Genomic DNA, 25,110 nt, shown 5'->3' with positions numbered 1-25,110 from the left:
CCCTGTTTTTCGACGCGCCGGCATTAAACCATGCCATCACATCTGCTAGCGTGCCGCGCATGAACATGCACACCCCGAACGAGCCCGACGCTCCCGAGGCGATGACGCCATTGCCGACAGCCGCTGTCGCCGTCACGCCGATGATGGAGCAGTTCATCGAGATCAAGGCGGCGAACCCGGATTCGCTGCTGTTCTACCGCATGGGCGATTTCTACGAGCTGTTCTTCGACGATGCCGAGAAGGCGAGCCGGGCGCTGGGCATCGTCTTGACCAAGCGCGGCAAGCACCAGGGCCACGACATCCCGATGTGCGGCGTGCCGGTGCATGCCGCCGACGACTATCTGCAGAAGCTGATCGGCCAGGGTTTTCGTGTCGCCGTCTGCGAGCAGATCGAGGATCCCGCCGAGGCGAAGAAACGCGGCGGCAAATCGGTGGTGCGCCGCGACGTGGTGCGGCTGGTGACGCCGGGCACCATCACCGAGGACAAATTGCTGGCGCCGACGGAATCGAGTTTCCTGATGGCGCTGGGAAGGGTGAAGGGTGGGGTGGACCCAAGAGGCGGGGAGCGCGGCAGCGCGACAGGGAACCAAGGAAGTTTTGCTTTGGCCTGGATCGACATTTCGACCGGGGCCTTTCGTGTTGCCGAGACCACCGCCGACCGGCTGCTCGCCGACATCTTCCGCGTCGATCCGCGCGAGCTGATCGTTGCCGAGCCGGTGTTCTACGATCCCGAACTGAAACCGGTCTTCGACGTGCTCGGCCGCGTCGCCAATCCGCAGCCGCCCTCGCTGTTCGATTCGGCCTCGGCAACCGGGCGCATCGCCCGCTTCTTCGATGTGGCGACACCGGACAGTTTTGGCGCCTTTTCGCGCGCCGAACTGTCGGCCATCTCGGGCGCCATCGCCTATGTCGAGAAGACGCAGAAGGCCGAGCGCCCGCCGCTGTCGCGGCCGGAGCGCGAGGAGCAGGGCTCGACGCTGTTCATCGATCCGGCGACGCGCGGCAATCTGGAACTGCTGCGCACGCTGTCGGGCAGCCGCGAAGGTTCGCTGTTCAAGGCGATCGACCGCACGGTGACCGGCGGCGGCGCGAGGCTGCTTGCCGACCGGCTGATGGCGCCGCTGACCGACCCGGCCGCGATCGGCGCCAGGCTGGACTCGGTGTCGTTCTTCCGTTCCGAAACGCGGCTGTGCCAGGCGGTGCGGACGAGCCTGAAAAGCGTCGCCGACATGCCGCGTGCTTTGTCCAGGCTGGCGCTCAACCGCGGCGGCCCGCGCGACCTCGGCGCGCTGCGCGCCGGCTTCGAAGCGGCCGGCGCCATCGCTGAAATCTTTGCCGCGACCGCCCTGCCCCAGGAATTGGCCGCCGCACTCGCCGCGATCCAGGCGCTGCCCGAAGCACTGGCCCGGCACCTGACGCAAGCGCTTGGCGACGAACTGCCGCTGCTCAAGCGTGACGGCGGCTTCGTTCGCGGTGGCTACCATGCCGAGCTCGACGAGATGCGGGCGCTGCGCGATGAATCGCGAAAAGTGATCGCGGGGCTGGAGCGTTCGCTGATCGACGAGACCGGCATCCGCTCGCTGAAGATCCGGCATAACAATGTGCTTGGCTATTACATCGAAGTGACCGCCAACCACCATGCGGTGATGACCGGCAGCGATGGCGCCAAGGCGCGCTTCATCCACCGCCAGACCATGGCCAACGCCATGCGCTTCACGACGACGGAACTCGCCGAACTCGAAACAAAGATCGCCAATGCCGCCGACCGGGCGCTGAGCATCGAGCTGGCCGCCTTCGACGCGCTGACGGCGGAAGCGGTCGGCGAAGCGGAAAAGATCCGCGCCGGCGCCGAGGCGCTCGCCGTGCTCGACGTCTCGGCGGCACTCGCGCTTTTGTCGGAGAGCGAGGCCTGGTGCCGGCCGGTGGTGGATTCCAGCCTTGCCTTCGAGATTGCGGGCGGCCGGCATCCGGTGGTCGAGCAGGCGCTGCGCCGCTCCGGCGAAGGCCCGTTCGTCGCCAATGATTGCGATCTGTCGCCGGAGGGCAGCGCCAGGAACGGCGCGATCTGGCTGCTGACCGGCCCCAACATGGGCGGCAAGTCGACGTTCCTGCGGCAGAACGCGCTGATCGCCATCCTCGCGCAGACCGGCTCGTTCGTGCCGGCAGCATCGGCCCATATCGGCGTCGTCGATCGGCTGTTCTCGCGTGTCGGCGCCTCGGACGATCTGGCGCGCGGCCGCTCGACCTTCATGGTCGAAATGGTCGAGACGGCGGCGATCCTCAACCAGGCCGGCGAACGCGCATTGGTGATCCTCGACGAGATCGGCCGCGGCACCGCCACCTTCGACGGCCTGTCGATCGCCTGGGCGGCGGTCGAATACCTGCACGAGAAGAATCGTTGCCGGGCGATCTTCGCCACCCATTTCCACGAAATGACCTCGCTGGCCGGCAAGCTGGCGCGGCTGCACAACGTCACCATGCGGGTCAAGGAATGGGAAAACGACGTCGTCTTCCTGCACGAGGTCGGCAAGGGTGCCGCCGACCGCTCCTACGGCGTGCAGGTGGCGCGGCTGGCCGGGCTGCCGGAAGCGGTGGTCGACCGGGCCAAGGAAGTGCTGCACCAGCTCGAAGAAGGCGAGGTTTCCGGCAAGACCAACCGTCTGGTCGACGACCTGCCGCTGTTTTCGGTGGCGGTGAAGCGCGAAGCGCCGAAGCCGGTGAAGAGCGATGCTCTCAGCGAGGCGCTCGGTGCGATCAGCCCCGACGAGATGACGCCGCGCGAGGCGCTTGAAGCGCTGTATCGGTTGAAGGGGCTGGCGGGGAAGTAATCAGATCATCTCCAACCCGCGTTTACGGGTCGGCGGCGGGAAGGCGCGGTCGAGATCGGCAATGTCCTGCGGCGTAAGCCTGATATCGAGCGCTGCAAAATTCTGGCGGACGTGCTCCTGGCTGCTGGCCTTCGGGATGGCGATGACGCCGTCCTGGTGCATCACCCAGGCCAGGGCGATCTGCGCCGGGGTCGCGCCATGGTGGGCGGCGACGGCGTCAAGCCCGGCATTGCGCGCCAGCGCGCCCTGTTCGACCGGCGAATAGGCCATCAAGGGAATGCCGCGCCGGCGGCTCCAGGGTGCCAGATCGAATTCGAGGCCACGCCGGACCAGATTGTATAGCACCTGGTTGGTCTGGACGTTGCCGCCTTCGGGCAAGCCGACGAGTTCTTCCATCTCCTCGGTGTCGAAATTGCTGACGCCCCAGTGGCGGATCTTGCCGGCCTTTTTCAGGGCCTCGAAGGCCGCGACGGTTTCGGCCAACGGCACGCTGCCGGGCCAATGCAGCAGATAGAGATCGATGCGGTCGGTGGCGAGGCGCTTCAGGCTGTTGTCGCAGGCGCGCAGCACGCCCGCGCGCGAAGCGTTTGAAGGCAGCACTTTCGAAACCAGGAAGGTCTCGTCGCGGCGCCCGGCAATGGCCTCGGCGACAACCGCCTCGGCGCCGCCGCTGGCATACATTTCGGCGGTGTCGATCAGCGTGATGCCAAGGTCGAGGCCGAGCTTGAGGGCGTTGACCTCATCGGTGCGGCGGCGGGAATCCTCGCCCATCTTCCATGTGCCTTGACCGAGAACCGGGATGGTTTCGCCGGAAGGCAGCGTGGTGGTTCTGACGGTCGATGGCATGGCGGGCTCCAGTTGAGGGCCGGATCGCACAGCCCGGCCAAGAAATCCAGAGAGATATCTCCGGGCTCTGCTTCGCAAACAGGGCTTACTTCACCGGATGGGCGGCGAGCCAGTCCTGCATCTGCTTGATCTCGGCTTCCTGCGCGGCGATGACCGCCTCGGCAAGCTTGCGGATTTCCGGATCCTTGCCGTTGGCAAGCTCGACCTTGGCCATGTCGATGGCGCCCTGATGATGCGGGATCATGCCACGGACGAAATCGACGTCGGCATTGCCGGTATATTGCGACGCCATCATGTCGGCATGCATCTTGTCCATCGCCGCCTTGTAGCCTTCGGTCGAAGGAGCCGCCGCATCCATCGACATGGCGCCCATGTCGTGTTTCATCTCTTCGCTCTGCGCCGGAACGCTTTCGAGGAAGACGGCAAGCAGCATTCCGGCCGCCATCAGCAAAAGCACGAGTTTTTTAGCCAAGGTCATTCATGGTCTCCTGTTGAGTGGGTTTCGTATTTGAGGGCTTTGCTCAGAGTTTCAACGTCCTCAGCCGCAATGCGTTGGCGATGACCGACACCGAGGACAGGCTCATCGCCGCCGCCGCCAGCATCGGCGATAGAAGCGTGCCGGTGAGTGGATAGAGCACTCCGGCGGCGACCGGCACGCCAAGCACATTGTAGAGGAAGGCGAAGAACAGGTTCTGGCGGATGTTGCGGATCGTCGCCTGGGCCAGCGTACGCGCCCGCACGATGCCGTTGAGGTCGCCCTTGACCAAAGTGATGCCGGCGCTTTCGACCGCGACATCGGCGCCGGTGCCCATGGCGATGCCGACATCGGCGGCGGCAAGCGCGGGCGCGTCGTTGACGCCGTCGCCGGCCATGGCGACGCCCTTGCCCCTGGTGCGCAGCTCCTCGACGAGGGCTGCCTTCTGTTCCGGCAACAGGCCGGCGCGAACCTCATCGATGCCGAGGCTCCGGGCGATCGCTTTTGCCGTGCGCTCATTGTCGCCGGTCGCCATGACGATCCTCAGGCCGCTGTCATGCAGGGCCCGGATCGCCTCGGCGGTGGTCGCCTTGACCGGATCGGCGACAGCGACGATGCCGGCCAGTTTGTTGCCGACGGTAACGAACATGACCGTCTTGCCTTCCGTTTGCAGCGTCTCGGTCCTGGCCGAGAAAGGTGCAACATCGATGCCGAGATCGGCCATCATCGCCGCGTTGCCGAGCGCGACCTTCTGTCCCGAAACGGTGCCGGAAACGCCCTTGCCAGTGATCGCCTCGAAGCCGCTTGCGTCGGCGACGGTCACGCCGCGCGTAGAGGCGCCTTCAACGATGGCCTCGGCGAGTGGATGCTCCGAACCCTTCTCCAGGCCAGCGGCAAGCGCCAGCAATTCGTCCTCGGAAACGCCGTTGGCGGCAACGACATCGGTCAGCTTTGGCCGGCCTTCGGTCAAGGTGCCGGTCTTGTCGACGATCAGCGTGTCGACTGAGGCGAAGCGTTCCAGCGCGGCGGCTTCCTTGATCAGCACGCCGGCGTGCGCCCCGCGCCCTGTGGCGGTCATGATCGACATCGGCGTGGCGAGGCCGAGCGCGCAGGGGCAAGCGATGATCAGCACCGACACCGCCGAGACGATGGCGAAGATCAGGCTGGGTTCGGGTCCGAAGATCGCCCAGGCGACGAAGGCAATGAGCGCGACCAGCACCACAGCCGGGACAAAGTAGAAAGAAACGCGATCGGCCAACCCCTGGATCGGGGCGCGCGAGCGCTGCGCCTTGGCGACGAGTTCGACGATGCGCGCCAGCGTCGTCTCGGCGCCGATCCGCTCGGCGCGCATGATCAGCGAGCCTTGTCTGTTGAGCGTGCCGGCGGTGAGGGTATCGCCTTCGGCCTTTTCGACCGGCAACGGTTCGCCTGTGATCATCGATTCGTCGATGGAGGAGCGACCTTCCAGTACGGCGCCATCGACCGGCACGGCGTCGCCCGGACGGATGCGCAGGCGATCGCCGACCTTGACCGCCTCGAGCGGCACGTCGCTTTCGGAACCGTCGGCGTCGATCAGCCGCGCAGTCTTCGGCGCGAGATCAAGCAAGGCGCGGATCGCCGACCCGGTCTTTTCGCGGGCGCGCAGTTCCAGCACCTGGCCGAGGAAGACCAGTGCGACGATGACGGCGGCGGCCTCGAAATAGACCGGCACCGCACCGCCGTGGCCGCGGAACTGATGCGGGAAAATGTCCGGAAACAGTGTCGCGACGACGCTGTACAAATAGGCCGCGCCGACGCCGAGCGAAATCAGCGTCCACATGTTGGGGCTGCGGTTGACCAGCGAATCCCAGCCGCGATGGAAGAAAGGCAGCGCCGCCCAGAGCACGACGGGACTGGCCAATGCCAGTTCCAGCCAGACCTTCGTCCGTTCGTCGACAAAGGCCTGGAACGTCAGACCAAGCATCGGCGCCATGGCAGCGATCAGCAACGGCACCGACAACACGGCACTGACCCAGAAGCGCCTGGTGAAATCAACCAGCTCGGGATTTGGCCCCTCATCGCCGGTGGGCACGCCCATCGGCTCCAGCGCCATGCCACAGATCGGGCAGGAGCCGGGCTTGTCGCGGATGATTTCGGGATGCATCGGGCAGGTGTATTGCGTGCCCTTGGGCATCGGCTGCGGCGCGGCCCTGTCGCCGAGATATTTTTGCGGCTCGGCCTCGAACTTCGTCTTGCAGCCGGCGGAGCAGAAATAGAAGCCCTGACCTTCGTGACGGACAAAGTGCCTGGCTGCCGCACGGTCGACAGTCATGCCGCAGACCGGATCGGTGGCCGTCAGGAATTTTTCCGGCTCGGCGACAAATTTCGCGCGGCAGCCCTCGCTGCAGAAATGATAGCGGTGGCCATCATGTTCGGCCGATGGCTTGCCGGCGGCCGGATCGACGATCATGCCGCAGACCGGATCCCTCGCCACGGCCGTGTCTCCGGCTGCCGGTTTCGCCGCGCAGCAGCCGTCATGCGTGTGATGATCATGGTCTGAATGCTTCATTTGAAAATGCCTCGATGCCTCGTGTCGGTGCGGAGGTAGTGCTTCCAGTAACTGGAAGGTCAAGGGCATAATTTCTTTTCCTTATGCCGTCGCGGGCGTCGAACCCCTCTTAAAGAAAGTCAGATGCGCGACAGCGTCTTGTGCTATGGACCCGCCGATCGACAATCCAAACGCATCCCAAATGCATCGATTCCATTTGCAATGAAGTGCCTGGTCATAAACCTCGACCGGTCCCAGGACCGGCTTGCGCATATCACGTCGGAGTTTGCCCATATCGGCATCGACTTCGAACGGGTCGCGGCAGTCGACGCCCAGGGCCGGTCCGATCTTGCGGAAACACCGATGCGGCTCAATCCGCTGACGCAGTTGCCTCTGACCAACACCGAGATCGCCTGTTTCCTCAGCCACAAAGCCTGCTGGGCAAAGATTGCCGATGGCGACGATGCCTATGGAGTCGTTTTTGAAGACGATGTCATCTTTTGCGAAAATGCCGGCGCAATGCTTGCCGACGCCAGTTGGATTCCGGCTGATGCCGAGATCGTCAAACTGGAGACGTTCTTCAGGAAGACCCGGCTCGCATGGCGGCGCTCTCCAGCCGGCCACGGCTTTTCGACGTCCAGGCTGCTCGGAGCTCACGTCGGCGCGGCAGGCTACATACTGTCAAGGCAGGCGGCGCGCGATCTCATCGACGGTACCGCGGAGTTCGGCAGTCCCGTCGATCAGATCCTCTTCAATCCAAGCTTCGCACCTTCACCCGGCAAGGCAATCTGTCAGCTGGTTCCGGCGCTCTGCGTGCAGGAGCGTTTCTTGCGGATCGCCGGACTGCCGAGCCTGCTTTTTGAGGAACGACGGGACCAGCGGCTTGCCAGCATCCAATCCGGATCGCGCGCGACCAAGACGCTGCCGATGAGAATCGGGGCCGAAGCCAGGACATTGTGGAGGAAGATCGCCGACTTCTGCCTCCTGAAGCAGAGAAACAGGCTCATAGCGTTCTATCGCCACGGCGAACGTGTCCGTCCTGCCCATACCCACAACCGTGAAAAGGCGCTATAGACGCCGCCAAAAAGGCGAGGCCAACCGGACCCTATGGCGAAAATCTCCCTGAAGCTCGATGAACTGATCGACGGCGAAGCCTTGCGCCGCGAGATGACGGCGCTGACCGCGGCCACGGCCGGGGACGGCTCCGGACAGGCCGCGCGCAGCGGCGTGCTCCAGCTTCTCAAGGGGCGGCTGGCGGACGGACGCGCCATTGCCGAAGGCATGCTGCGGGACGACGGCAGCGGCCGTGCCTGCGCGGCGCGGCTGTCGCATCTCATGGACGAGATCATCCGCGCGCTTTACGATTTCGCCGTCACCCACGTCTACCGGGTCAAGAACCCGTCTTCGGCGGAGCGTATGGCCGTCGTCGCGGTCGGCGGCTATGGCCGCGGCACGCTGGCGCCGGGGTCCGACATCGACCTGTTGTTCCTGTTGCCCTACAAGCAGACGCCATGGGGCGAACAGACCGTCGAATACATGCTCTACATGCTGTGGGATCTCGGGCTGAAGGTCGGCCACGCCACCCGCAACATCGACGAATGCCTGCGGCTGTCGCGCACCGACATCACCATCCGGACCTCGATCCTCGAGGCGCGGTTCCTGTGGGGCGAACTCAAGCTCTATGACGAACTGATGCTGCGCTTCGACCATGAGGTGGTGCGCACGACCGGCCCCGAATATGTCCAGGCCAAACTTGCCGAACGCGACGATCGCCATGCCAAGGCCGGCGAAAGCCGCTATCTCGTCGAGCCCAACGTCAAGGATGGCAAGGGCGGCCTGCGCGACCTGCAGACGCTGTTCTGGATCGGCAAGTATTTCTACCGCGTGCGCACCGGCGAGGAGCTGGTCGACAAGGGCGTCTTCACCGAGGGTGAATACCGCGAGTTCCAGAAGGCCGAGGATTTCCTGTGGGCGGTGCGCTGCCACATGCATTTTCTCACCGGCAAGGCCGAGGAGCGGCTGCATTTCGACATCCAGCGCGAGATCGCCGAACGGCTGGGCTACACCAGCCATCCTGGTCTGTCGGCGGTCGAGCGCTTCATGAAGCACTATTTCCTCGTCGCCAAGGATGTCGGCGACCTGACCCGCATCTTCTGCGCCGCGCTGGAGGAAGAGCAGGCCAAGCACGTGCCGGGCTTCAACCGCATCTTCCTCACCTTCTCGCGGCGCAAGCGCAAGCTTGCCGGCACCGCCGATTTCATTGTCGACAACCACCGCATCAACATCGCCGACGACCAGGTGTTCGAGCGCGATCCGGTCAACCTTTTGCGATTGTTCTGGTTCGCCGACAAGCACGGTCTGGAGTTCCATCCCGATGCGCTGAAGCTGTTGACCCGCTCGCTCCGCTTGGTCAACAAGTCGCTGCGGCGCGACGAGGAGGCTAACCGGCTGTTCCTCGACATCCTGACCTCGGACCGTAATGCCGAACTCAACCTGCGGCGCATGAACGAGGCGGGGCTGCTCGGCAAGCTGATCCCGGATTTCGGCAAGATAGTCGCCATGATGCAGTTCTCGATGTACCACCACTACACGGTGGACGAGCACCTGATCCGCTGCATCGGCGTGCTGGCCGAGATCGAGCGCGGCGACGGCGAGAAGGTCCATCCGCTCTCGCACACGCTGATGCCGGGCCTGAAGAAGAGCCGCGAGGCGCTCTATGTCGCCGTGCTTCTGCACGACATCGCCAAGGGCAGGCCGGAGGATCATTCCGAGGCCGGGGCCAGGATCGCGCGCCGCATCTGTCCGCATATGGGTCTTTCACCGGCCGACACCGAGACGGTCGCCTGGCTGGTCGAGAACCATCTCGTGATGTCGATGACGGCGCAGACCCGCGACCTCAACGACCGCAAGACCATCGAGGATTTCGCCGCGATCGTGCAATCGGTCGAGCGGCTGAAGCTGCTTTTGATCCTCACCGTCTGCGACATCAGGGGCGTCGGACCCGGTGTCTGGAACGGTTGGAAAGGCCAGCTGCTGCGCACGCTCTACTATGAGACCGAGCTGCTTTTGACCGGCGGCTTTTCGGAAGTGTCGCGCGCGCAGCGCACGACGGCGGCGCGCGAGCGTCTGGCCGAGGCGCTCGCCGATTGGCCGGACAAGGCGCGCAAGCGCTATGTCGCCCTGCACTACGAGAACTACCTTTTGACCGTCGATCTTGCCGATCAGCTGCGCCATGCCGAATTCATCCGCGAGGCGGACGCGGCGGGCAACAAGCTCGCCACCATGGTCAAGACCCACCAGTTCGAGGCAGTGACCGAAATCACCGTGCTGGCGCAAGATCATCCCCGCCTGCTCTCGGTCATCGCCGGGGCCTGCGCCGGAGCCGGCGGCAACATCGTCGACGCGCAGATCTTCACCACGTCGGACGGCCGCGCCCTGGACACCATCCTGATTTCAAGGGAATTCGACCGCGACGAGGACGAACGCCGGCGCGCCGAGCGCGTTGGCCGGCTGATCGAGGACGTGCTGTCGGGCAAGAGCTGGCTGCCGGAGATGATCGAGAAGCGGACCAAGCCGCGGCGCGGCGCCAAGGTGTTCAAAATCCCGCCGCGCGCCGAAATCCGCAACGCGCTGTCGAACCGTTTTTCGGTCATCGAGGTCGAGGGGCTGGATCGGCCAGGACTGCTGTCGGAAATCACCGGAACGCTTTCCGACCTGTCGCTCGACATCGCATCGGCCCACATCACCACCTTCGGCGAAAAGGTCATCGACACCTTCTATGTCACCGACCTCACCGGCCAGAAGATCGACAGCCCGGCCCGCATCGCCACCATCCGCAACCGGCTGATGGCGGCCCTTGATGGCGGTGTGCCCGAACGCGGCGGCAAGGCCAAGGCGGCGGCCGAGTGACAGCCACCATCACTTTGTCCCAATTGCGCAGGCAGTTCCCAAAAGCATGAGTCTCGTCAAGAAATTCGCAACGGTCGCTTCCGGTACGCTGATGAGCCGCGCGCTCGGCTTCGGCCGCGAGATGCTGATGGCGGCAGCGCTCGGCACCGGACCGGTCGCCGACGCCTTCAACGCCGCCTTCCAGTTTCCAAACACCTTTCGCCGGCTGTTCGCCGAGGGCGCCTTCAACGCAGCCTTCGTGCCGCTGTTCGCCAAGGAGATCGAGACCCACGGTACCGACGGCGCCAAGCGCTTCTCCGAGGAGGTGTTCGGCGTCTTGTTCACGGCGCTGCTGGCGCTGACCATCGTCATGGAACTGTCGATGCCACTGATCGTGCGCTACCTGGTGGCGCCGGGTTTTGCCGGCACGCCGGGGAAATTCGACACCACGGTGACGCTGGCGACGATCATGTTCCCCTACCTGATCTGCATGTCGCTGGGCGCCATGATGGCCGGCATGCTGAATTCACTGCGCCGCTATTTCGCGGCGGCGGTGGCGCCGGTGTTTCTCAACATCATCCTGATCGGCGTGCTCGCCTATGCCTGGTACAAGGGCTCCGACGCGCTCACCGTCGGCTTCGCGCTGTCCTGGGGCGTGCTGGCTGCCGGACTGGTGCAGCTGGCGATCGTCTGGGTGGCGGTGCGCCATGCCGGCATCTCGATCGGCTTCCGCCGCCCGAAAATGACGCCTTCCGTCAAGCGGCTGCTGATCCTGGCGCTGCCTGCGGCGATCACCGGCGGCATCACCCAGATCAACCAGCTGATCGGCACGGCGATCGCCTCGGCGCAGAACAGCGCGGTCTCCTCGCTCGCCTATGCCGACCGCATCTACCAGCTGCCGCTCGGCGTGGTCGGTGTCGCGGTCGCGATTGTGCTGTTGCCCGAACTGTCGCGGGCGCTGAAGTCGGGCAACCTGATCGAGGCGGCCAATCTGCAGAACCGCTCGGTCGAGTTCACGCTGTTCCTGACCCTGCCGGCAGCCGCCGCGCTCTGGGTCATGTCGGAGCCGATCGTGCGGCTGGTCTATGAGCGGGGCGCGTTCGCCGCCAACGGCTCGACGCCGACGGTGGCGGCGATCCTGGCGATCTTCGGCCTCGGCCTGCCGGCCTTCGTGCTGATCAAGGCGTTCACCCCCGGCTATTTCGCGCGCGAGGACACGCGCACGCCAATGATGTTCGCCGCCATCTCGGTGGCGGTGAACGTCACCACGGCGCTGACGCTGTTTCCGGAAATGGGCGCACCCGGCATCGCCGTCGCCTCGGCCGTCGCCGGCTGGGTCAACGCGCTGATGCTGCTCGGCGTGTTGATCCGGCGCGGCCATTGGGGCCGCGACGTGCCGTTGATGAAACGCATTCCGCGGCTGGTGCTGTCGGCGGTCGTGATGGGCGCGGCACTGTATTTTGCCGAGCACTGGTTCGCGGTGAGCCTTGGGCGAGGCTCGCCGCTGGTCGTCAAGGCGACGACGCTGCTGGCGCTCGTCGCCGGCGGGGCGCTGCTCTACTTCATCGCCGCCTTCGCCACCGGCGGCGCCGATTTCGGCATGATCCGGCGCAACGTCAAGCGGAAGGGCTCCCCTCCCGTCAAGGAACCATCTCCAGATCCGTGAGACGGAATTCGTCCGCAGTCGAAAGCATCGGAACGGCGCAGCAGCGCGCGCAGGCGTAGTGACAACTGTCAGCCAGGTTCAGGGCGTTCTGCGAGCCTCTTGATCCTCTCCCCGCTCTCGTCCATAAGCGCGCCGTCGCAAGACTTTCGCCGCGCGCGAAACGGCCCTCCACAAGCCAAGGGAACAACATGACCGCCTTCAAGCCACTCGTCTTTTCCGGCGTCCAGCCGACCGGCAATCTGCACCTCGGCAACTATCTCGGCGCCATCAAGAAATTCGTCGCCCTGCAGGAAACCTCCGACTGCATCTACTGCGTCGTCGACCTGCATTCGCTGACGGCACAGCTCGTCTATGAAGACCTCGCCGACCAGACGCGGTCGATCACTGCGGCGTTCCTGGCCTCGGGCATCGACCCCACGAAGCACATCGTCTTCAACCAGTCGCGGGTCATGCAGCACGCAGAGCTCGCCTGGATCTTCAATTGCGTGGCGCGCATCGGCTGGATGAACCGCATGACGCAGTTCAAGGACAAGGCCGGCAAGGACCGCGAGAACGCCTCGCTCGGCCTGCTTGCCTATCCGAGCCTGATGGCTGCCGACATTCTGCTCTACCGCGCCACCCATGTCCCGGTGGGCGAGGACCAGAAGCAGCACCTGGAGCTGACCCGCGACATCGCGCAGAAGTTCAACAACGACTTTTCAGACCGCATCGCCGCCCTTGGCGTCGGCATCGAGATGCAGGTCGGCGAGGAGACGGTGAACGGCTATTTCCCGCTGACCGAACCGGTGATCGGTGGACCGGCGGCGCGCATCATGTCGCTGCGCGACGGCTCGAAGAAAATGTCGAAGTCGGATCCGTCCGACCTGTCGCGCATCAACCTGACCGACGATGCGGACGCCATCTCGAAGAAGATCCGCAAGGCCAAGACCGACCCGGAAGCGTTGCCGAGCGAGCTGGACGGCCTGGCCAGCCGGCCCGAGGCGGAAAACCTGGTTGGCATCTATGCGGGTCTCGCCGATATGTCGAAGGCGGACGTGCTGAAAGAGTTCGCCGGCCAGCAGTTTTCGGTGTTCAAGCCGGCGCTGGCCGACCTCGCGGTGGAGAAGCTGGCGCCGATCGCCAGCGAGATGCGCCGCATTTCCGATGACCGCGTCTATGTCGACGCGGTGCTGAGGGATGGCGGCGAGCGCGCCGGCGTGCTGGCCGAAGCGACGATGAAGACGGTGCGCGACATTATCGGGCTGCTGCAGGGCTGACTCTGACGTCGCTGCGCTGCACCATACCGGCGTAAGGCCGGCGGCTTGCCGCCGGTCTGCCGCAGTGGCAGATTGCGGCCGGAAAGACATCGAGTAGACAGACATGGTCTCCAAACGCCTCAGCCGCGAAGCCGGCCATCGCCGCAAATTCCTGGCGATCATCGACGACACGCCGGAATGCGAGCGCGCCGTCGCCTACGCCTCGAAGCGGGCGCAGAGCACCAGCGGCATGCTGGTGCTGCTCTATGTCATCGAGCCGGACGATTTCCAGCACTGGCTGGGCGTCGAGAAGATCATGCGCGAGGAGGCAAACGCCACGGCGCGCGCCGCGCTCGACAGTTATGCCAACAAGGTGCGCCAGAAGCTTGGCATCGAGCCGGAGATGGTGGTGCGCGAAGGCAAGCCAACCGAAGAGATCCACAAATTGATCGAGGAAGACCAGGACATCGCCATCCTGGTGCTGGCCGCCGGCGCCGGCAAGGAAGGGCCGGGACCACTGGTCGGCGCCGTGGCCGGCAAGGGCGCCGCCTTCCCGATCCCGGTGACGGTGGTGCCGCAGAATCTGTCTGACGAGGAGATCGACAGCCTCGCCTGAGGTGTATCGAGATTCAGGTGATGCCGGCCTGCAAACGTCGGCTTCCTGCGCTTCCGGTGCTCGCCTACCCAAAAGTACGCTCCGCTCCGGTTCTCGGAAGCCACCATTTTCGGCTCGGCCTGACCTGAATCTCAACACACCTTGGAGCGCGTCCCAGGGCGCGCAAAAACATTCCGCCAGCCAGCCGTTCCGGCGACGCGTTTCGCTTGAATGTCCCGCCGATAGAGCCTATTTAGAATTATTCCAGACTAGCTGCCCGAAACGGGCACGGAGACGGCCATGTTCATCCAGACCGAATCGACGCCAAACCCGGCGACGCTGAAATTCCTACCCGGCAGAGAAGTGCTTCTGGAAGGCACCGCCGATTTCCGCGATGCCGACAGCGCCGCCACCGCGTCGCCGCTGGCTGGCCGGCTGTTCGAGATTCCTGGCGTTACCGGTGTTTTCTTCGGCTATGACTTCATCACCGTGACCAAGGACGGCCCCGACTGGCAGCATTTGAAGCCGGCGATCCTCGGCGCCATCATGGAGCATTTCATGTCGGGCGCGCCAGTCATGGCCAAGGCCGGGCCTGCCGCCGAGACCAGCCTGACCGGTGAGTTCTACGACAAGGCCGACGAGGAACTCGTCATCACCATCAAGGAACTGCTCGACACGCGGGTGCGCCCGGCGGTCGCCCAGGACGGCGGCGATATCACCTTCCGCGGCTTTGAGAACGGCACGGTGTTCCTGCACATGAAGGGCGCCTGCGCCGGCTGCCCGTCATCGACGGCGACACTGAAGCACGGCATCCAGAATCTTCTGCGCCACTTCGTGCCGGAAGTGCAGCAGGTCGAGCAGGTCTCCTGACCGTTCGACCGGCCGCTTTGCCGGCAAAGCAGATACAATCAATCGCAAAAACAAAAAACCGGGCCGAATTGCCCGGTTTTCTGTTTGGGACGTCCGTTGTTGCCTAGACGGTCCGCGTACGAAAACTGCCTCTTATCTGACCATGATTTTGCCGAAAACCGGTACCGGTTTTTCGGCATCATGGTCTAAAGAACAATGACCTTGGCGCCGACCGAGGCGCGGTCATAGAGGTCGATAATGTCCTGATTCATCAGGCGGATGCAGCCCGACGACATCGCCTTGCCGATCGAATTCCATTCCGGGCTGCCATGCAGGCGATAGCCCATGTCGCCGCCCTTGTTGAACAGATACATGGCGCGTGCGCCGAGCGGGTTCTTCAGGCCCGGCTCCATGCCGCCGGCGAACTTCGCCAGTTCCGGCTGGCGCTGGATCATCTGCGAAGGCGGCGTCCAGGTCGGCCATTCGCGCTTCAGCGCGATATGGGCGGTGCCATGCCACTCGAAGCCCTCGCGGCCAACGCCGATGCCGTAGCGAATTGCCCGGCCGTCACCCTCGACGAAGTAGAGGAACTTGTTCTGCGTATCGACGATGATGGTGCCCGGCTTTTCGTTGGTGTCGTAATTCACCTCTTGCCGATGGTACTTCATCGGCACCTTCTCGATCGGGATGCGCGGCAGCTGGTAACCGGCATCGTTGACTGCGCCGTAGTCGTTGGAGAAAATCGGCATGCCGATGCTGCTGCACCCGGCGATAGCAGTGGAAAGCGCCAGTGCGGCGACAATTGCAAACGACTTCATGCGCATGAGGTGATCCGGAGCCCAACTTCAGCGGCACGAGTCGGCCGCTTTCTCTCACCATCATTCATGCTGGCATTTGCTTTGCTTGCCAAGTACGCGATGCCTATATGTAGTGGCTTACGTGCTGGTAAGCGCATCACTATGGCATTTCGGCAACAGGCCTCACAGGATTGTCGAGCAAATTCAATGGCCCTGTCCGCAAGCCCGTTAGAAATCGAGGAGATCGTCATGAATGTCGGTGACGCCGCCCACCATTCCGGCCTGCCGGCCAAGACCATCCGCTACTATGAAGAGATCGGCCTGATCGCCCCTGCGCGCGCCGCCAACGGCTACCGCGACTATTCCGGCGACGACATCCACCGGCTGGCCTTTCTGCGCCGGGCGCGCAACCTCGGCTTTTCGATCGACGATTGCCGCCAGCTGATGGCGCTCTACAAGGATCGCAGCCGCGCCAGCCATGACGTGCGCGAAATCGCCGCCGCGCATGTCAGGGCGATCGAGGACAAGGTGCGCGAACTGCAGTCGATGCGCTCGACCCTGCAGACGCTGATCCACGCCTGCCATGGCGACGAAAGGCCGGACTGCCCGATTTTGGATGATATGGCGGGGGCGGCGTTGCCCAGCGACAGAGGCGCTTCGGCTTCGGCATCGGGATAGCGTCGACGGGACTTGATGCCTGTCTATTCCAGCCGGGAGACCGGCGCGGCCTCGGCGATCTCGGACTTCAGTCTTATTTGCGCGATTGCTAATATGCCTATAGATTAATCGACGCGGGGGACGCCCAAAACCCCACCCGCTAGCCGGTGCGGCGCAAAGTGAAGCTGCCCCAACGCAGCCGGCCGCACCGGCTATTCATTGCCTTTAAGGCCAACGACGCAAGTCCGGAGGGCGAGGCCGGGCACTGCAACGCACCCACGAATCGCTGTTGAGGACGGTCAAGGACATCACCGGGAAGGATGCGCAGTACATCTGGTGGAACGGTGCAGGGTCGGTGAAGCAGGGTGCCCGCAAGACCCCGCGCCGCGAGATCCATCGGCCATCCCTACGCCTGAGTAGCGCCCGCGCCGTGTCCTGTCACTTATGTGGACGCTAAGCCAGCGCGGTATAGACCCGAGTGATGAAGTTGTGGAATTGTATCATGTAGTCGCGCAGGAACTCCTCGGTCCGGAGCTCGGTGACCTCACCTTCATCGGTGATCAGGCCGGGTTTGAACTGGATGTAAGCCTCGATCGAGTTCATCTGCGGGGAGTTGCAGAAGCCAAGAACGCCGCGAAGGCTTTGCTGCGCCAGCGCGGTGCCGATCGAACCCGGCGAGGTGCCGATGACCGTCGACGGTTTTCGGGTGAACGAGTTATGGCCGTAGGGTCGGCTCGCCCAGTCGATCGCGTTCTTGAGCCCACCTGGGATTGAGCGATTGTATTCCGGCGTGACGAACAACACGGCTTCGATCCCGGCGAGCGCTTCCTTGAATGCCTTTGCCGGCGGAGGGAAATCCGCGTCGTAGTCGTAGCTGTACAGCGGCAGGTCCTTGAACGGGATCTCGGCCATCGAGAGTTCGTCTGGCGCCAAGTTCACGAGCGCCTTGGCTAGTTTCCGGTTGATCGAGCCCTTGGCGAGGCTGCCAATGAGATAACCGACTTTGTACACGGTCATGGGAACGCCTCCTCGGGAGAATGCCAGTAAGCGGCTGGCTGCACAGTCCCGAAGGGTACACCCCCAGGCCGATCAATGCACGCGTGTCGTGGGTAGCGACTGCCCTATGGCTCGGTTTGTTCTGCACGTTTTTCACAGACAAAAACGCGAGTTAGGCACCTTTCATCCGGTGGAATGGGACAGGGCCACTGCTCCGGTTAGTGCCGTCCCTTCAGGAAATGAGCCTCGGCAAAAGCAGTCTCATCGGCTTCGGCTTCCGTATGGGGCGCAAAGAAGCAGCGGATATACGAAAACGGCGGGGACATGCAGATGTGATACTGGCTGTCTTCGCTCTCTATGACGCGGTTCTTGGGGATGAAATATCGCGACTTGGACCCCGTGCGGACATTGAAATTGCCGCCCGGTAGCGGCTGCCAAGATAGCGCTGTCGTTCTATCGCCGAGTTGATGATGCCGCCGAGTTTTTCGCGCAAGGTCGCGTCAATTTTTCATAGCCTAGTCGCCGGCAAGGATGCGGCGTTCATTCGGTGGAACGGGACAGGGCCAGTGCGCTAGCCTACTTCTGCGTGATCCATGCCAGCAATTCAGGATCAATTTCTTCATCGTCGCCGGTGAAGTCGTGGACCAACTGTGCAGCGTGTTCCGGCCAAAGATCTTCGGCTAGGCCAGTTTCATGCACCGATGCCCTGAAGGCACTCCGCAGGATATCGCAGTCAAACGCCGATATCCCACCCGTTGGAGGTTCGTCATCCATAGCAAACACCCCGATATGCGGGCGAGAGCTTAGAGAACCCTCAAGCGTCCGCCTGCCTCTACTGGATGCGGACGACACCGGGAATTATACGCTTGCCCTTGGTCGTCTGCGAGTCCAATCGCATCCGGGTTTGTCAACCGGATAATCGCCCCCAACAAACAGGTTCAAACCGTGAACAAAATCTGGCATGGTGGCGCCATGCCAATCATTTCGCCGATTCTGCAAAACCCACTCATCGACGGTCGCCAGTCGGAGCGCGCCATGCTGGTGCGGCGCGGCGTGCAGCGGCTGTTGAGGGAGATGGGCGCGCATGTGCTGCCCGAACTGTCGCTGGCCACCGGCCGGCGTGCCGACCTCGTCGCGCTGACGCGGCAGGGCGACATCTGGATCATCGAGATCAAATCGTCGATCGAGGATTTCCGGGTCGACCGCAAATGGCCCGACTACCGGCTGCATTCCGACCGCTTCTTCTTCGCCACCCATCCCGGCGTGCCCGCGGAAATCTTTCCGCAGGAGTGCGGCTTCATCCTCTCGGACGGCTACGGCGCCGAGATCCTGCGCGATGCGCCCGAGCACCGCATGGCGACGGCAACGCGCAAGGCGCTGATGCTGCGGATCGCGCGGGCTGGCGCCTCGCGGCTGCTGGCGGCCGAGCTTGCCGGCGTGTCGGTGCCGGCGCTGGAGGGTGAGAGCGAGTAATTCGCAGGGGTGAGGAAACCCAAGAGCTGCCGGTCCGCCCTACTCCTCGCCCTCTTCCACCCCAGCAGCCGCCGGCGCCATCAGCAGCACGGTGGCGCCGAGGATGGCGGCGAGGAAGGAGCCGGCGAGGATGCCGACCTTGACCGCGTCCTGAAGCGCCGTGTCGCTGGCGAAGGCGAGCAGGCCGATGAACAGGCTCATGGTGAAGCCGATGCCGCACAGCAGCGAGATGCCGATCATGTGCCACCAGCCCGCACGGGCCGGCAGGTCGGCAAGGCCGAGCCGGATGGCAAGTGCCGAGGAGCCGAACACGCCGACCAGCTTGCCGACGACGAGGCCGGCGGCGACACCCAGCGTCAACGGTTCGATCAGCGCGCCGACGCTCAGGCCGGCGAGCGAAACGCCGGCATTGGCGAAGCCGAAGATCGGGATGACGACAAAGGGCACGATCCTGTGCAGGCCGTGCTCGAGCCGGTGCAGCGGCGAATGGTCGAGGTCGTGGCCGATGCCGGCGGAGCGCTCGAGCGGAATGGTCAACGCCAGCGCCACGCCGGCCAGCGTCGCATGCACGCCCGATTTCAGCACCAGCACCCACAGGATGACGCCGAGCACGAGATAGGGCACCAGCGTCATCACCCGCATGCGGTTGAGCATGACGAGCACGGCAATGACGGCGAAGGCGGCGCCGAGATAGGCCAGTGACAGGCCGTTGGTGTAAAAGATGGCGATGATGATGACGGCGCCGAGGTCGTCGATGATGGCGAGTGCGGTGAGGAAGACCTTCAGCGAGGCCGGCACACGACTGCCGAGCAGCGACAGCACGCCAAGCGCGAAAGCGATGTCGGTGGCGGTCGGGATCGCCCAGCCGGACAGCGCCGCCGCATTGTCGCGGTTGATCGCGACATAGACGAGTGCCGGAACCACCATGCCGCCGGCGGCGGCGATGCCGGGCAACGCGCGCCTCGGCCAGGTCGAGAGCTGGCCGTCCAGCATCTCGCGCTTGATCTCGAGCCCGACGAGCAGGAAGAACACCGCCATCAGCCCGTCATTGACCCAGTGCGAGACGCTGAGCGGGCCAAGATAGGCGTGGAGAACGGAGAAATAGGTTTCGGCCAGCGGCGAGTTGGCGACGATCAGGGCCAGTGCGGCCGCCGCCATCAGGATGATGCCGCCGGCCGCTTCACTATCGAGGAATTCGCGAAAGACGGAAACCGGCCGCTGCTTCAAATCCTGCATCTCGCCTCCGTCATGCCGCCTGTCGGCCGGCGTCATTCGCGATGATGCTCAAACTGCAGCTGCCGGGCAAGCATCGAACTATGTCTACCTGCAATCGCCTCAGATTCGAATTCGCCCCATCCCATTTCCGAACGCTGGCTCCGGCCCTCACCTGCCTGCCGGCATCCTCTCCCCGTATAGTGACGGGGAGAGGGGCGCTCTCATCGGCGATTCGCCAATCACCAGGGTCGCAAGAAGGGCGTTTAAGTTGCGGTCCGCGTCCTTCTCCCCGTCACTATACGGGGAGAAGTGCCCGGCAGGGCGATGAGGGGCAGCGCCCACTTCCGCGGTTGATGGTCCTGATCACGAGCGGCAATCTCAGCGCGGTGCGCGCTTGGCCAGTATCCGCTGCAAGGTGCGGCGATGCATGTTGAGCCGGCGCGCGGTCTCGGAGACATTGCGCTCGCACATTTCATAGACGCGCTGGATATGCTCCCAGCGGACGCGGTCGGCCGACATCGGGTTTTCCGGAGGCGCCGCACGCTCGCCGGCCGTGCGGGTGAGCGCGGCGAAGATGTCGTCGGCATCGGCGGGCTTGGAGAGATAATCGACGGCGCCGAGCTTCACCGCCGTCACCGCGGTGGCGATGTTGCCATAGCCGGTCAGGATGATGGTGCGGGAATCGTCGCGCTTCTCACGGATGGCGGCAACAACGTCGAGACCGTTGCCGTCGCCGAGCCGCATGTCGACCACGGCATAGGCCGGCGGGTTGGCGCGCGCCTTGGCAACCGCCTCCTCGACGCTCTCGGCCGTCTCGACCACGAAGCCCCTGGTTTCCATGGCCCGGGCCAGGCGCGTGAGGAACGGCTTGTCGTCATCGACTATGAGCAGCGAGGTGTCCTCGCCTTCAACCATTGCGCCAATATTTTCGTCGCCTGTCATGGTCTCAAAATTCCTGCTGCCTTAATTTTACGCAGATATAGTTCCTGAGCCTCATTGTCCAATTTTTCGAGCCCTTGCAAGGCTCTCAGGCGGTGTCGAACATACTGGCCGAGGTGATTTCCGGATTGAGGAACACCCCGCGCGGCCACGATATCTGTACCACGGCGCCCTCGCCCAGGCCGCTCGAATTGCGGAAATCGAGCGTCGCACCCGAGCGTTCGAGCAGCGTCTTGGCGATGAACAGGCCCAGCCCCAGGCCGCCGCCGGCTTCCGTGCCCTGGCGCGTCGACATATAGGGCTCGCCGATACGGTCGATGATCTCGGCCGGAAAGCCGGGACCGTCATCTATGATCGAGAAGGTGACGGTGGCCTCGTCCCAGTTCCAGCGCACGGTGACGCTCTCGCGGGCGAAATCGACGGCGTTCTCGACCAGGTTGCCGAGACCGTAGATGACGCCCGGATTGCGGCGCCCGACCGGCTCGGGCCCGATGCGCTCGCCGGGGCGAAGCTTGATCGAGATGCCGAAGTCGCGATGCGGTGCGGTGACCTCCTCGACCAGCGAGGTCAGCGGCAGCCGGGAAAGATGCGCCTCGCCCTCGGACGACAGGCTGGTAAGGCGCTTGAGGATCTCGCGGCAGCGCTCGCTCTGCGAGCGCAGCAGCCTGACGTCTTCGCCGTATTTGGGATCGTTGCCGAGCGCCTTTTCCATCTCCTTGGCGACAAGTGTGATGGTGGCGAGCGGCGTGCCAAGCTCATGCGCGGCGGCGGCCGCCAGCCCGTCGAGCGCCGATAGGTGCTGCTCACGCTGCAGCACCAGTTCGGTGGCGGCAAGCGCATTGGCCAGAAGCCGCGCCTCGGCGGCGACCCGGAAGGCGTATATGGCGGTGAAGGCGATCGAGGACAGCACCGCCATCCAGATGCCGGCGACGTAGATGAAAGGCATCTCCAGCGGCGCGCCTTCACGCCAGGGCAGCGGCAGATGGACAAAGACCAGCAAGGTCGCCGCCGCCATCACCAGCCCGCCGAGGATAGCGGTCAGGCGCAGGGGCAGCGACGTCGCCGAAATGACGACAGGCACGGTCATCAGCAGCGAGAACGGGTTGGTGAGGCCACCAGTCATGTAGAGCAAGCCGGCAAGCTGCAGGCTGTCGAAGATGAGGATGCCGAAGGCCGCCAACGGGGTTAGCCGGTGCGCCGCCGGAAAGCGAAAGGCGAGAAACAGGTTCATCCAGGCCGAACAGGCGATCAGCGCGAAGCAGAGGCTGACCGGCAGCGGGAATTTCAGGCCATAGGCGACGACGAGCACCGCCAGGCTTTGACCGACGATGGCAAGCCAGCGCAGCCTGATCAGCGTGTTGAGGCGCAGTCTCTGGCTCTGCTGGAAATCGGGCGAACGCAAAACGTTGGACATGGTAATGGATTACAGCCGCGGGACGGTGAACGCTAGGTACCGTTGCTCAGGGATTGACGGGCCAAGCTTCCCCGACTTCGTCATCCACGGGCGGAGCGGGAGCGAAGCGGACGCGCAGACCCGAGGATGACGAAGTGATGGGCGTTTGCGCCAATCGCCGAGGCATGCGATCCGCCAATGCGACCACATCAGATCCGACCCTTCGAGACTTCTGCGTCCTAGGTACCTCTGGGCTTGGCGCGGGCGGTGGCGGCGGCGAGCAGCGGATTTTCCGGCCACACATGCTTGGGATAGCGGCCGCGCATGTCGGCGCGCACATCGGCCCAGGAGCCGCGCCAGAAGCCGGGCAGGTCGCGTGTCGTCTGGATCGGCCGGTGCGCCGGCGACAGCAGTTCGAGCGTCAGCGGCACCGTGCCGCCGGCAATGGCAGGATGGCGGTCGAGGCCGAACAACTCCTGCACGCGAACCGCCAGCACCGGCCATTCGCCGTCGTAGCGGATCGGCACATGGCTGCCCGACGGGGCGTCGAAATGGGTTGGCGCCAGCGTGTCGATCCGGCGCTGCAAGTCGTGCGGCACGAGTGTGGCCAGCCCGGCCGGGACAACAGCCGGATCGATGGCGGCAAAGGATGCCGCGCCGGACAGGAACGGCAACAGCCAGTCGTCGAGGCGCTCGATGAGGGCGGCATCCGCCATATCGGGCCACGGCGCACCGAGCCCGCGATGCAGCCAGGACAGCCGATGGCGCAGCGTTTGCGCCTCCTTGCCCCAGGTCAGCAGCGACAGCCCATGCTCGCGCACCGCATCGAGAATGGCGCGATCGGCGTCAGCGCCGGTCGGCGGCGGCAGCATGCGCTCGGAGAGCGTGATGGCGCCAAGGCGCACCGTTTCGCGCACGCGCACGGCGCGCTTGTCGCGGTCAAAGCTCGTTTCCCGGCGGGTTTCGATCCTGTCCGCCAGCGTGGCGCGGACATCGTCCTCGCCGATTGCCGCCGCTGCAGTGATGCGCGCATTCTGCGCCTTGCCCTGCAGGTCGGCGACGACCAGGAACGGCTCGCGCGCCAGCGGGTCGGCCGCGTCGAGCATGGCGCCGGAGCCATTGGCCAGCACGAAACGGCCACGCTCGCCGCGCGCCTTGGCGACGCGGTCCGGCCAGGCGTGAACGAGGAGCGCGCCGGCAGAAACGGTTTCACCGTTCTTCGCGCCGCCGGCCTGTCTCGCCAGCCGTTCGGCGAGCTGGCGCGCGGCGGTGGCACGCGGCGATCGTTCCGAGCGGAAGCGCATCAGTCGCCGCTCGAGATCGGCGCCGTCGCCGCCAAGGCCGCGCTCGGTCAGCAGCACCGCAAGCATGGCTGCCTCGTCGGCATGGCCGCTCCTGGCTGCCTCGGCGACCATATGCGCCAGCCGCACGGGCAGAGCGAGCTTGCGCATGGAAGCACCCGCCTCCGTCAGGCGCCCGGCCGCGTCGATGGCATCGAGCGCGCGCAGCAGCAACCTTGCCTCGTTGAGCGCCGGAGCCGGCGGTGGGTCGAGAAAGGCAAGCCCCGTCGGGTCGGCGACGCCGAAGGCGGCGCAGTCGAGCAGCAGGCCGGACAGGTCGGCTTCGAGGATTTCCGGTGGCGTGAAGGCGGGAAGTGCGGCCGTCTGCTCGGCCCGCCACAGCCGCATGGCGACACCCGGCTGCGTGCGCCCGGCACGGCCGGCGCGCTGGTCGGCGGAAGCCTTGCTGACGCGCACGGTCTCCAGCCGGGTGAGGCCGCTGGCCGGCTCGTAGCGCGGCAAGCGCGACAGGCCGGAATCGACGACGACGCGCACGCCGTCGATGGTGATGGAAGTCTCGGCGATGGAGGTGGCCAGCACCACCTTGCGGCGGCCAGCCGGCGCCGGCTTGATCGCCGCGTCCTGCGCCTTGCCGTCGAGCATGCCGTAGAGCGGCACGAGGTCGGTCTCGGCGCCGACCTTGCCGGCCAGCCGCTCGGAGGTGCGCTCGATCTCGCGCTGGCCGGGCAGGAAGGCGAGCACGCTGCCGCTTTCGTCGGCAAGCGCGGCGCGGATCGCCTTGGCCATGGCATCCTCGATGGCGATGCCGGCCGGCCGTTCGTCGTAGCGGATATCGACGGGGAAGGCGCGACCCTCGCTCTCGATCACCGGAGCGCCCGACAGCAGTCTCGCGACACGCGCGCCGTCGAGCGTCGCCGACATCACCAGCACCCGCAGGTCCGGCCGCAGCGCGCCTTGCACGTCGAGCGCCAGCGCCAGACCGAAATCGCCGTCGAGCGAACGCTCGTGGAATTCATCGAAGATCACCGCCGAGACGCCGGGCAGTTCGGGGTCGTCGAGGATCATGCGCGCCAGCACGCCCTCGGTGACGACGAGGATCTTTGTCCGTGCCGAGGTGCGGTTCTCCATGCGCATGGCATAGCCGACGGTCGCGCCGGGCTCCTCGCCGATGAGTTCGGCCATGCGGCGGGCGGCGGCGCGGGCGGCGAGCCGGCGCGGTTCGAGCAGAACGATCTTGCCGGCACCCAGCCAGGGCGCGTCGAGCAGCGCCAGCGGCACCAGCGTCGTCTTGCCGGCGCCGGGCGGCGCCACCAGCACGGCGCTGTTGCGTTCGGCCAGCGCTTCACTCAGCGCCGGCAGCACGGCCGATACGGGAAGCTCCGGCAAGGGGTTCGTGGTCATGGCGTCCGCATATCAGCGCTCGCGGTCGC

19 protein-coding genes are annotated in these 25,110 nt (G+C 64.9%); 9 read left to right on the top strand and 10 right to left on the bottom strand.

From position 1 onward, the window contains the following. Positions 1-59: 59 nt before the first annotated feature. Positions 60-2,828 (top strand): DNA mismatch repair protein MutS, encoded by a 2,769-nt coding sequence (gene mutS, locus ACFSQT_RS25100; protein ID WP_379023167.1) that lies wholly within the window; start codon positions 60-62, stop codon positions 2,826-2,828. Here the strand turns inward: mutS and ACFSQT_RS25095 are convergent, their stop codons facing one another. The 3 genes from ACFSQT_RS25095 to ACFSQT_RS25085 form a co-directional block, all read right to left on the bottom strand. Continuing rightward, entirely contained in the window at positions 2,829-3,674 is an 846-nt protein-coding gene (locus ACFSQT_RS25095) for an aldo/keto reductase (RefSeq protein WP_379023165.1), read from the bottom strand. 85 nt (positions 3,675-3,759) lie between these two features. Then, positions 3,760-4,152: a CopM family metallochaperone gene (gene copM / locus ACFSQT_RS25090; protein WP_379023163.1), complete on the bottom strand. Its 393-nt coding sequence runs from the start codon at positions 4,150-4,152 to the stop codon at positions 3,760-3,762. Between the two features lie 43 nt (positions 4,153-4,195). Beyond that, positions 4,196-6,697, bottom strand: a complete 2,502-nt coding sequence (locus ACFSQT_RS25085) for a heavy metal translocating P-type ATPase (protein ID WP_379023159.1) — start codon at positions 6,695-6,697, stop codon at positions 4,196-4,198. A 201-nt stretch (positions 6,698-6,898) separates the two neighbouring features. Here ACFSQT_RS25085 and ACFSQT_RS25080 point away from each other — a divergent pair, with 201 nt between their 5' ends. From ACFSQT_RS25080 to ACFSQT_RS25055, 6 genes are all read left to right on the top strand, one after another. Next, positions 6,899-7,750 carry a glycosyltransferase family 25 protein gene (locus tag ACFSQT_RS25080; protein WP_379023157.1) on the top strand — a complete coding sequence of 284 codons (852 nt, stop codon included), beginning with the start codon at positions 6,899-6,901 and terminating at the stop codon, positions 7,748-7,750. A gap of 33 nt (positions 7,751-7,783) precedes the next feature. Then, positions 7,784-10,585, top strand: coding sequence for a [protein-PII] uridylyltransferase (locus ACFSQT_RS25075; protein WP_379023155.1), 2,802 nt, complete (start codon positions 7,784-7,786; stop codon positions 10,583-10,585). A gap of 46 nt (positions 10,586-10,631) precedes the next feature. Next, complete coding sequence (murJ, locus tag ACFSQT_RS25070) at positions 10,632-12,230, top strand: murein biosynthesis integral membrane protein MurJ (protein ID WP_379023153.1); 1,599 nt, start codon at positions 10,632-10,634, stop codon at positions 12,228-12,230. A 188-nt stretch (positions 12,231-12,418) separates the two neighbouring features. Beyond that, positions 12,419-13,486 (top strand): tryptophan--tRNA ligase, encoded by a 1,068-nt coding sequence (gene trpS / locus ACFSQT_RS25065; RefSeq protein ID WP_379023151.1) that lies wholly within the window; start codon positions 12,419-12,421, stop codon positions 13,484-13,486. A gap of 103 nt (positions 13,487-13,589) precedes the next feature. Next, positions 13,590-14,081 (top strand): universal stress protein, encoded by a 492-nt coding sequence (locus tag ACFSQT_RS25060; RefSeq protein WP_111544824.1) that lies wholly within the window; start codon positions 13,590-13,592, stop codon positions 14,079-14,081. 279 nt (positions 14,082-14,360) lie between these two features. Then, positions 14,361-14,930 carry a NifU family protein gene (locus ACFSQT_RS25055; RefSeq protein WP_379023149.1) on the top strand — a complete coding sequence of 190 codons (570 nt, stop codon included), beginning with the start codon at positions 14,361-14,363 and terminating at the stop codon, positions 14,928-14,930. Between the two features lie 185 nt (positions 14,931-15,115). Here the strand turns inward: ACFSQT_RS25055 and ACFSQT_RS25050 are convergent, their stop codons facing one another. Continuing rightward, positions 15,116-15,733: a L,D-transpeptidase gene (locus tag ACFSQT_RS25050; protein ID WP_379023147.1), complete on the bottom strand. Its 618-nt coding sequence runs from the start codon at positions 15,731-15,733 to the stop codon at positions 15,116-15,118. A gap of 222 nt (positions 15,734-15,955) precedes the next feature. Here ACFSQT_RS25050 and cueR point away from each other — a divergent pair, with 222 nt between their 5' ends. Further along, positions 15,956-16,384 (top strand): Cu(I)-responsive transcriptional regulator, encoded by a 429-nt coding sequence (cueR, locus tag ACFSQT_RS25045; RefSeq protein ID WP_379023211.1) that lies wholly within the window; start codon positions 15,956-15,958, stop codon positions 16,382-16,384. 432 nt (positions 16,385-16,816) lie between these two features. On the opposite strand, the gene ACFSQT_RS25040 is transcribed toward cueR, so the two are convergent. Together ACFSQT_RS25040 and ACFSQT_RS25035 are read right to left on the bottom strand one after the other, a co-directional pair. Then, a complete protein-coding gene (locus ACFSQT_RS25040; protein ID WP_379023145.1) occupies positions 16,817-17,380 on the bottom strand; it encodes an NADPH-dependent FMN reductase in 564 nt (187 codons plus the stop codon). A gap of 555 nt (positions 17,381-17,935) precedes the next feature. Continuing rightward, the gene (locus ACFSQT_RS25035; RefSeq protein WP_379023143.1) at positions 17,936-18,133 is read right to left on the bottom strand and encodes a hypothetical protein; all 198 of its coding nucleotides are present in this window, start codon (positions 18,131-18,133) and stop codon (positions 17,936-17,938) included. A 198-nt stretch (positions 18,134-18,331) separates the two neighbouring features. Between ACFSQT_RS25035 and ACFSQT_RS25030 the strand changes: the two genes are divergently transcribed. Then, positions 18,332-18,832: an MmcB family DNA repair protein gene (locus ACFSQT_RS25030; protein ID WP_379023209.1), complete on the top strand. Its 501-nt coding sequence runs from the start codon at positions 18,332-18,334 to the stop codon at positions 18,830-18,832. 39 nt (positions 18,833-18,871) lie between these two features. Here the strand turns inward: ACFSQT_RS25030 and nhaA are convergent, their stop codons facing one another. The 4 genes from nhaA to hrpB form a co-directional block, all read right to left on the bottom strand. Then, complete coding sequence (nhaA, locus tag ACFSQT_RS25025) at positions 18,872-20,068, bottom strand: Na+/H+ antiporter NhaA (protein WP_379023141.1); 1,197 nt, start codon at positions 20,066-20,068, stop codon at positions 18,872-18,874. Between the two features lie 357 nt (positions 20,069-20,425). Next, a complete protein-coding gene (locus ACFSQT_RS25020) occupies positions 20,426-20,989 on the bottom strand; it encodes an ActR/PrrA/RegA family redox response regulator transcription factor (protein ID WP_111544836.1) in 564 nt (187 codons plus the stop codon). A gap of 85 nt (positions 20,990-21,074) precedes the next feature. Then, the gene (locus ACFSQT_RS25015; protein WP_379023139.1) at positions 21,075-22,400 is read right to left on the bottom strand and encodes an ActS/PrrB/RegB family redox-sensitive histidine kinase; all 1,326 of its coding nucleotides are present in this window, start codon (positions 22,398-22,400) and stop codon (positions 21,075-21,077) included. 218 nt (positions 22,401-22,618) lie between these two features. Beyond that, entirely contained in the window at positions 22,619-25,081 is a 2,463-nt protein-coding gene (gene hrpB, locus ACFSQT_RS25010) for an ATP-dependent helicase HrpB (RefSeq protein WP_379023137.1), read from the bottom strand. Positions 25,082-25,110: the final 29 nt, after the last annotated feature.

It is taken from the genome of Mesorhizobium calcicola (assembly GCF_042682105.1).
GTDB lineage: Bacteria > Pseudomonadota > Alphaproteobacteria > Rhizobiales > Rhizobiaceae > Mesorhizobium > Mesorhizobium calcicola.
This window is presented reverse-complemented; position numbering and strand designations above follow the sequence as displayed.